Origin of the sequence: Bacillus sp. 7884-1 (genome assembly GCF_002272245.1) — a bacterium.
Classification (GTDB): Bacteria; Bacillota; Bacilli; order Bacillales; family Cytobacillaceae; genus Neobacillus.
This window is the reverse complement of the sequence record NZ_NPDD01000167.1, coordinates 72,643-81,827: the sequence shown is the minus strand read 5'-3', so window position 1 is coordinate 81,827 and position 9,185 is coordinate 72,643. Positions and strand designations below refer to the sequence as shown.

At 35.4% G+C, this 9,185-nt stretch carries 7 protein-coding genes and 1 pseudogene; 4 read left to right on the top strand and 4 right to left on the bottom strand.

The features are described from left to right. Positions 1-452: 452 nt before the first annotated feature. A complete protein-coding gene (gene mraY / locus CHI06_RS19395; RefSeq protein ID WP_095250258.1) occupies positions 453-1,400 on the bottom strand; it encodes a phospho-N-acetylmuramoyl-pentapeptide-transferase in 948 nt (315 codons plus the stop codon). A gap of 371 nt (positions 1,401-1,771) precedes the next feature. Between mraY and CHI06_RS19390 the strand changes: the two are divergent. Continuing rightward, positions 1,772-2,664, top strand: a pseudogene (locus tag CHI06_RS19390) (PhzF family phenazine biosynthesis protein). 281 nt (positions 2,665-2,945) lie between these two features. Here the strand turns inward: CHI06_RS19390 and CHI06_RS19385 are convergent. Both CHI06_RS19385 and CHI06_RS19380 read right to left on the bottom strand, forming a co-directional pair. Then, a complete protein-coding gene (locus CHI06_RS19385; RefSeq protein WP_179292701.1) occupies positions 2,946-3,185 on the bottom strand; it encodes a hypothetical protein in 240 nt (79 codons plus the stop codon). A 63-nt stretch (positions 3,186-3,248) separates the two neighbouring features. After that, a complete protein-coding gene (locus tag CHI06_RS19380; protein ID WP_095250256.1) occupies positions 3,249-3,548 on the bottom strand; it encodes a YciI family protein in 300 nt (99 codons plus the stop codon). A 342-nt stretch (positions 3,549-3,890) separates the two neighbouring features. Here CHI06_RS19380 and CHI06_RS19375 point away from each other — a divergent pair, with 342 nt between their 5' ends. Beyond that, positions 3,891-4,322: a VOC family protein gene (locus tag CHI06_RS19375; protein ID WP_095250264.1), complete on the top strand. Its 432-nt coding sequence runs from the start codon at positions 3,891-3,893 to the stop codon at positions 4,320-4,322. A gap of 175 nt (positions 4,323-4,497) precedes the next feature. On the opposite strand, the gene CHI06_RS19370 is transcribed toward CHI06_RS19375, so the two are convergent. Next, positions 4,498-5,901 (bottom strand): purine-cytosine permease family protein, encoded by a 1,404-nt coding sequence (locus CHI06_RS19370; protein ID WP_095250255.1) that lies wholly within the window; start codon positions 5,899-5,901, stop codon positions 4,498-4,500. A gap of 453 nt (positions 5,902-6,354) precedes the next feature. Between CHI06_RS19370 and CHI06_RS19365 the strand changes: the two genes are divergently transcribed. Together CHI06_RS19365 and CHI06_RS19360 are read left to right on the top strand one after the other, a co-directional pair. Beyond that, the gene (locus tag CHI06_RS19365) at positions 6,355-6,684 is read left to right on the top strand and encodes a hypothetical protein (RefSeq protein ID WP_095250254.1); all 330 of its coding nucleotides are present in this window, start codon (positions 6,355-6,357) and stop codon (positions 6,682-6,684) included. A gap of 10 nt (positions 6,685-6,694) precedes the next feature. Continuing rightward, complete coding sequence (locus CHI06_RS19360; protein WP_095250253.1) at positions 6,695-9,124, top strand: putative bifunctional diguanylate cyclase/phosphodiesterase; 2,430 nt, start codon at positions 6,695-6,697, stop codon at positions 9,122-9,124. Positions 9,125-9,185 lie beyond the last annotated feature (61 nt).

Below are 9,185 nucleotides of genomic sequence, written 5' to 3'. Positions count from 1 at the left end.
CAATAGTTAAAGATGAAGATCGCTGCGGTGGTCTTTTTTTGCTTGTTGTGCTAACGGGCAGTTTAGTGGAAAATTCCAGATTGATCTTTGTTCAGAAATCGAACATTTCGTTGAAGAACAAAAAATTTATCTGATTTTGTAATTGTATACGGGGTTACTATGTATGTGGAGTTCATACTTAAAACGATCTTCAAGTCGAAGATCGTTTTAACATAAAAAATTTTAATATTATGTCAAAATGTAGTACCCCTACAAGTGAACCTTTTTATAATATTAAAAAGGAGTTCGATGACAAAATGGAGATCATCTCCGTTTATTTATTTATCGGGGTATTGATTAGTACATCAATTTGTGCGGTGGCAGATTTTCGACCTTGGTATTTTTTATCTGCATTGTGCATTGCCTGGTTACCTCTAATATTCATTGGAATGATTATAAGTTTATTTATGGATTTAAAAGAATTTCCAATAAATTAAACTGATAAAAGCACAAAACCAAGAAATAAACCCAAAAACTGTGACAATTGTAGTTTCGGACCACCCATATTTTAAGCCAAAGTGATAGTGAATTGGTGTCATTCTGAAAATACGCTTATGAGTAAGTTTAAATGACGAAACTTGTAAAATAACCGAAAGTTGTTCAGCAAAATATATAAAGAACAAAATGGGAATTAAAATTTCAACTTTCTCAAGAACGGCAAGAAATGAAAGCGATCCCCCTATAGCTAATGATCCCGTATCCCCCATAAAAGCTTTGGCGGGATATATATTATAAATGAGAAAGCCTAGTAAACATCCAATCATAATTAAACAAAAAATTTCCACCTCTGACCTGTCTGAAACCATAAAAAAGAAAAAGTATGTAGGGATTGCAACAACTCCTAAAAGGCCGTCTAAACCATCCGTGAAATTAATGGCATTTGCAGAACCTACGACAAATAAGGTGATGACAATGACATATAACACCATTGGAAGATCCAAGGAAATATTTTTATAAATATTAATGCTGGTGTCTACGCCTAGTTCGTTGATCACATAAAAAAGCAAAGTACCAGTAAAAATAAATTGAAAAATAAGTTTGGTCTTACCCGATACCCCTCCTGGATCTTGACGGGAAGCTTTCCAAAAATCATCCAAAAAGCCAACAAAACTAAAAAGAATGTAGGTAATAGACAAGAAATACATTAATGGAGTAGGTGAAAAAAGAATTGATACGATAATTCCTACAAACAGAATAATTCCAAACATTAACGGAGTGCCTTTTTTTAACTGATGATCTGAAGGAAGTTCTTTTCTTATCGGTTGAATGAGCCTAAGTTTTCTCAAAACAGCAATTAATAGTGGAGATAAAATTGAAACAACTACAAAAGCAATTAACGCTGGGATTATTTGATCTCTCAATTTTCATTTACTCCTTTTCTCTTTACTATCTATAATAAGTTCTATAAAACTCATTCATTTCCTCTATTCCATACAATCCAATATTTTGGGTTACCTTCATAGGAAGCAGTAAAAGTAATTACTTATCGTTGTATACGAAGTTCGTATAATACAAAGAAGCGCTTTAATTACTTCGTATAAAAATGTCTAAAACCCTTGGTAAATATGGGATTAGACATTTTTTATTTATCATATTTAAGGTTAAGAAGGATTAGCGCTTTTTTTGTTAGACTTCTTGAACTAACTGAAAGTTTAGTTTAGCAAGAATGTAGAAATTAATGGTAAGATGGTAAAGTGGAATTATTCTGAATATTTAAGGAGGGAGGTAAATAGTGAAATCGGTTAAGGTTTATCATTATGATGCGTTTAGCAAGAAACCTAATAAAGGGAATCCAGCAGGTGTTGTTTTTAACGGAGATGGGTTAACAGATGAAGAAATGCAAGAAGTTGCTTTAAAAGTAGGTTTTAATGAGACTGCTTTTCCAGTTAAATCAGACATTGCTGATCTTAGAATCCGTTATTTTACCCCTGGTCACGAAATGAACCTGTGTGGGCACGCAACAATGGCAACCGTGTTTGCCTTAAAAACCAGAGGGTTATTAGGTGATAAGATGGATTTTACCCTTGAGACCAAAGCAGGTGTATTACCGATAAAGATTAATACAACAACAGATAATGAAATAATACATAACAATGAAACAGGCTTCTCCAGAGTTTAAAGAATTTAAAGGTTCAAAGGAAGACTTAGCCAACTCAATAGGATTAACCACAGAGGATATTGATGGTGAATGGCCAATTTTGTATGGTAGCACAGGAACGTGGACACTATTAATTCCAATAAACACACTTGATGCTTTTGAAACCTAATAATAGGATATTTCCCACTATATTAAAAGAAATGCCAAAAGCATCTATCCATCCCTTTTGCTTGGAAACCTATGATCCAGATGCTGATATGCACGCCAGACACTTCTCATCGCCATATTCTGGGACAGTAGAAGATGCGGTAACAGGTACAGCTTCAGGGGTAATGGGAGCATATTATGCTAAATACATAAATAACGATGAAAAATCACTAAATCTTGTAGTGGAACAAGGTCAGGAAATGAAAAAGGACGGTAGGGTTATGGTACAAGTCTCTAAGATCAAAGACAATTTTGATATAGAGATTACTGGAAAGGCAGTATATGTTAAAGACATTGAAGTTTTTCTAGAAGAGGAATAAAGGAATCAAACGAATAGTGGATAGTGTTTAATAAGCGGTTGCTTTGGCAAGTCGTTTTCTGGCTCCACTAACGGTGAAGTATAGTGAAAAGAGGACTGAAAAACAAAAAAAGAGAACGAATATTGTTAAATAACACAACTTGTTCTCTTATCACAAATCAGTCTCTTTCTCTACAAGTCTTTTAAGAGCTGAAAGCTTTTCCTCCCAATAATGTTCAAAAAAGGACAGCCACTTATGTATAATAACCAATGGTTCTGAGTTAAGCAGATAACAAGTTGATCTTATTTAATTCCGAATTCTCCAGAAAATTGCTTCACAACTGCTTGTATTTCCCCTAATTTATCTGGTTTTAAAAGACTAATCATCTTAGGGATAAATTCTTGAATATCTTCTTGTGAAAAAGTACCTTCAGCTTGTTTCCTGAAGTTTTCTAATAGTATTTCTTTTGCTTCATCCTCTTTGCCCTCTTGAACCCTTTGTAAAATAAAATTTAAAAACATTTCTTGTCCTTGTTTGTCCATTCCAATTGCCTCCTAAAGAAATTTAATTTGTAACATTTTGTGGTTTCAATACAGCCTACAAAGTTAAGTGTGTTGTTTCGGCAGCATTGCTTTCATCGGATAAAATTTAGTTGGCATTATACCAGCAATAACAGCTGGGTCTTCATCTATAAGTTTCGGGACTTGAGCTTCATCTTCAACTTCAATTATGGAGAGTCCGTGCGGAGCTGAGAGATTTAGAACAGGACCGAAGACCAGAGCAATCCCTTGGTTTTGCTTGTCCGTCCAATAGGCAATATGTTTTAACATAATGTCCCGTTCTTCTGATGTCATATCCTGATGAAAAGTTGTTCTTGGAGGAGTAGACTTTAACATAAAGTGCATTAGCTTTACTTGCGGTATTGTCTGACATCCTAAAATACCTCCATAAATTTGAATTTCCCTTCATTATTATTCCATAGAGCCCTTTGGAAAACAATGAACCTGTGAAATATTTCACTTCAACTAATTGGTGCTTTATTGAAATAAATTGAAGTTATAGTTCTTAAACAAATTTGTTTGATTTTCAATAATATCAGTCTTCCGCAATCGGGCAATTTAATTAAATAAGGATTATTTAGAATAGGAACAGTTATCCATCAAGTGGGGGAGTCCAGTTTACGCATCCACAATACTAATGTATCATGAAAGAGATTATCCAAATTGTTCCAAAGGAGTTGTTGAATGATGTCAATTAGTTTGAACCCGTATTTGTTTTTTGACGGTAACACGAGAGAAGTGGTCCATTTTTACGAGAAAGTGCTTGGCGGGAAAGTGATGGGCATCATGACGTACGGAGATATGCCGGATGACCCGAATCATCCGTTGACGGATGACATGAAGGATCGCATTATGCATGCACACTTGAAAGTCGGCGATGCGGATCTCATGTTCTCCGATACGTATGCAGGCATGCCTTATCAGCCAGGCAATACGATTCAGATTGCCATCCATCCCAAAGAGGAGGCAAGAGCGAGAGAAATCTTCGCCGCTTTGGAAGATGGCGGACAAGTCGTCATACCCCTTCATAAGACGGATTGGAGCCCTTTGTACGGGATGGTAAAGGACAAGTTCGGGGTTAATTTCAATGTGAATGTCCCAGGGGAGCAGCCGCAGTAATAACAAACAGACTTCCGCTTCACCAACAAACAAAGCCTCCTGTTCGCGAATGGACAGGAGGCTAAATCAGTTGCATATACATTGGTTGTGTCTAATGAGTAAATCATACGAGACCAAGTTTCTTTAATAATTGGGCGCAGTTGCGTCCACCTTCACTTAGTAGAGGGAAAAAATATTAGGCAATATACTCTTCTATTGCAATATTATTGTCTTCTTCTTTAATATAATATTTTCCTTTTGTAGAAATAGCCAAAATAATCGTTAAAACAGATGCAAGGATAGCAGCAAAAAATGCTGCAGTACTTTGTAAGAATGTTCCCATAAATCCTAATGCGGCAACCGTGCCAAGACAACTTGCGATTAATAGTGAGCCAACACCTACAGGATTCCATTTATACAAATTCTGTTGTCTGGACTCATAATATCCAGGACCAATCTTTAATATTTTCTTAACAAAAACAGCGTCTGTAACGAGAATAGCTGCCCAGGATAATAGGAATACTCCTTGGAAAGTCAATACCGTTTCAAGGTGATTCACAATGTCTCCAAGCATTAAGGCAATGGCCGACACTCCAGTAACAACCACCCAAAAGCGTCTGCCTGGTTTAAATTTAAAAACATTTTCGAAGAAATTGGATAGTGACAATGAACCACTATAGATATTTGTCACATTAATTCTTATTTGAGTGATCATGGTAAATAAGGCTCCCCATCCACCAAGGAGAAGAACGATATAGATTCCGGGATTTGGTTCCCCGAGACGAACACCGAACCAAATTCCAAGACCCCCCATGACACCAAAACAAAAGATCTGCGGAATAAATCCGATTGCAAATATTCCAATTTTCATATCCTTCGGTTTAAGGAAACGAGCATAATCAGAAGCGAGTAGTGGTGTTAATCCCATAATTCCGTGCTGCATGCCAATACAAAGTAATAAGGCAGTTCCTCCAACCTGAACGTTTTCTGGCAAATACGACCAAAAGCTTCCATCATAAACAGACGGTTCGATTGCAGCTACAACAATGGCTGCGATTAGGAAAATGCCAAAAAGCGGTAATGACCATTTTTGTAATTTATCCAATTGCTTGATTCCAAACCAATTTAATGGAATGACGATGATACCAAAGAAAAGAATTAAACCCCATTTTGGAATAAGAGGAAAGAATTCGTGTACGGCCGCAACTAAGATTAAGCCTTCAAGCGCACAGTACATAATAAAATTAGTGGCATAAATAACGGAGGTCAAGGAGGCGCCAATATAGCCAAATCCGCCACCCCTTGATAATAAATTGACGTTCATTCCTGATTTTGCCGATAAATAGGCAATGAAGGTTCCAAGAATTCCGGCAACAATGATCGCATATACAGCGGAAATAATCGCATTGATGGCGCCAAATTGTAGAGCCATAACACTTCCCATTTGAAAATAAAAGATGGCCGTAGCAATTCCAAATGTGATATTTGTTATGCTTAACCAACCCATGTTTCTTTTGTTAAGAGGTACTCTATCCAATGAGTAATCATCACTCAACTCTTTGTTGCGATTCTGAACTGTAGAGTTATCAGATCTCAACATTATCAACTCCTTTTGTGATAGATTTCACAAGGATGCTCCTTGCAATAAACAAATTCATAAATAGTGAACTAATGTACTAATCATAACAATAATCACAGTCTGTACTCAAACATGATTATTCGACGTAATCTGTGGTATAACACCTTTAGCGTAACATTATCACTCAAATACTGCTTCTATCTTAGGAATCGTGCCGAATACTCCGAATAATACAGGAGTAATAGTGTTAAATTTACGTTTTTATACGATGCGATGGAGTATTTTTTCCTTAGAATAATAATAGTCTGCAGGGCTCAGTTAATCTAAGAGAGTATACCTTTGTAACAGCTGTTGGGAAAAAGTAGCAGTGATAGAGATGTCGAGAATTGTTGTTAAATGTCAAACGACCTCCTATAATATAAATTTTAAAGATTCACAGATTCATATAAAATTTATCATAAGGCGAGGTCAGGTATGGATAAAATTGTCATTACAGGTTACGGAGTTAAAGCTCCGGGTGTCAGTAATATAGATCAATTTAAAGACGTTCTAGAACTGGGTATCTGTACACAGGAAATACTCCATGGCCGTGGCCACAACGGCTCTAATATCGTATGTGGAGTAGTGCATGAAGATTTGAATATGATCTCTGGTGAAAATTATATAAGGTACCCAAGTGGAGACGGTTTTAAAGACTTACCAATCGTCACTAAGACGAAGTATCAAACTGTCGACAGTGTTGCCATAACGAACCATGGGGTTAGCGGAAATAATACTTGTTTATTAATAACTAAAGAAAATTGAGGTAGAGGCAATGATTTTTCTATTAATGATTTCTTTTGCATTATTTCCTTTAGCTGCTGGAATTACGACCATCTATATATTAGGGAAAACGAAATTATCAAAGCTTCTATTTCTCTTTTTTATTTTTACCTCGTTTTGGCAAATCGATGTTTCGGTTTTACATGGACATGAATTTTTTTCATATAACGTAATCGAGTTTTTATTTCAGTTATTTCGTTTTGGCTCGATCATGTTGGGTCCCGTTTTATTTTCCATTATCTATACAGCGATCAACCCTACACAAATGGTTGAATCCAGATTGGTAAAATATGCAGTGAATAAATTTACCGTCATTACTCTTTATGTTTGGTCAATCTTTGTCTACTTGATAGGGTGGAGCCATAAAGGCATTCAAAGCTTTGAGGTAGTAGAACCTGAGGGTTTAATAAAGGTAAGTTACTTATACCCAGTCTATGGAGATTGGTCATGGATCTTTAACTTAAATTTATTAATCTTTGTTATTATCACCGTCATATCCTTTGCATTAAGTAAAAACCTGAAGGATTCTGAAACCAAATCGTTTGTCCTTTACTTTATTATCATTGCCTCCATAGGGTATTGTATTGGAATCTTAAATATGATTAAAAGCTATCTGTTATTACCAAGCAGTATCTCTGTTTTATTTTTATCCATTGGGATCCTGATCCCTGTTATTCGAATGCACCAAAAGATTATTACGAAGATGAATAACGCACTGTTAGATCAAAAAGAATTTCTTCATACAATCATCGATATGAATCCAAGCTATATCTATGCCAAAAGTCAGGATGGTAAATATACATTAACCAATCGAGCTTATGGTTTACTATTTGGGATAAATTCCGAAGAACTTATCGGAAATTTTGAGATGGACTATAATCCTGATTTGGATATGGCAAAACAAAATATACGTATAGATCAACAGGTAATCTCTTCCTTAGAAGAAAAACATATACAGGAAAATGAAATCCTAGATTCACAAGGAAATAAAAGGTGGATACAAATCGTTAAGCTGCCCATCATTTCATCTGGTGATAAGCAAGTTCTTAGTGTAGCGACGGATATTACACAACGAAAAATCAATGAAAAAAAGAGAGAGTGGGAAGCTCTTCATGATCCTCTCACTGGATTACCTAATCGGCGTGCATTTCATCAGGATTTAGTTGAACGAATGAAAATAGCAAAACTCAATAAAGAGAGTATTGCGGTCATTTTTCTAGATTTAGATCGTTTTAAAATTATTAATGATATTCTCAATCATGAAAATGGAGATCATCTTCTAAAGAAAGTGGCACAACGGTTAAGAAATGCTGATGATAAAAGGGTGACAGGTTTTTCCGTTTATAGACTTGGCGGTGACGAGTTTACCTTTATTTTATCAAGTGTAACGAAGGCTGAAACAACAATCTTTGTAAAAAGACTGTTAAACTTATTTAAGAAATCATTTACCCTAAAAGATCACGAATTATTTGTCACGTCCAGTTTGGGAATCAGTATGTATCCAATGGATGGTGAAGATCCGGATGTATTAATTAAAAATGCGGATATTGCGATGTATTCTTCCAAAGAATCGGGAAGAAATTCTTATTCCTTCTTTACACAAGAGATGAATCATGATTATCAGGAGAAAATGGTATTAGAAAAAGCTCTTCGAAAAGCATTACAATCCAATGAAATTAAAATTGTTTATCAACCAAAAATGGATATTGAAACAAAAACTATCATTGGTATGGAAGCATTAGTAAGATGGGAGAGTTCTGAGTTAGGAATGATTTCACCTGCTGAATTTATTCCTTTAGCAGAAGAAACGGGAATCATATTACCGTTAGGTGAATGGGTTCTGAAAACAGCATGTCTTCAAAATAAGATTTGGCAAGATATGGGGTATACTCCAATAACCGTTTCCGTAAATATTTCGATGCGGCAATTTTTTGATGGAAACTTTGTAGAAACGGTTAAGAATATCTTAAAAGAAACCAATCTTGATGCTCAATATCTAGATTTAGAAATAACGGAAAGTATTTCGATGGACAATATCACTTCAGTGATTTCCACGCTGAATGAGTTAAAGGCAATGGGGATATCGATTTCAATAGATGATTTTGGAACAGGATATTCCTCCTTAAGTTATCTGAAAAAGTTTCCAATTAATAATCTAAAAATTGACCAGTCGTTTGTAAGAGATATCACAACCAATTCTGAAAATCGTTCAATTGTTAAAACCATTATATCAATGGCCAATAATTTAAATCTTGATGTGATAGCGGAAGGCGTTGAGACGGAAGCGGAGTTAAAATTCCTAAAATCAATTGGCTGTATGGTTGTACAGGGATATCTGTTCAGTCCTCCGATATCGGGTGAAGAATTTGAAAGAACCTTCTTAGAGAAACACCATGAACCTTCAACAACAAATGTCTACTAATAAAATAAGAAACACTCACAAATGCTGATAGATCATATTTGTGAGTGTTTTTTTGTTATTT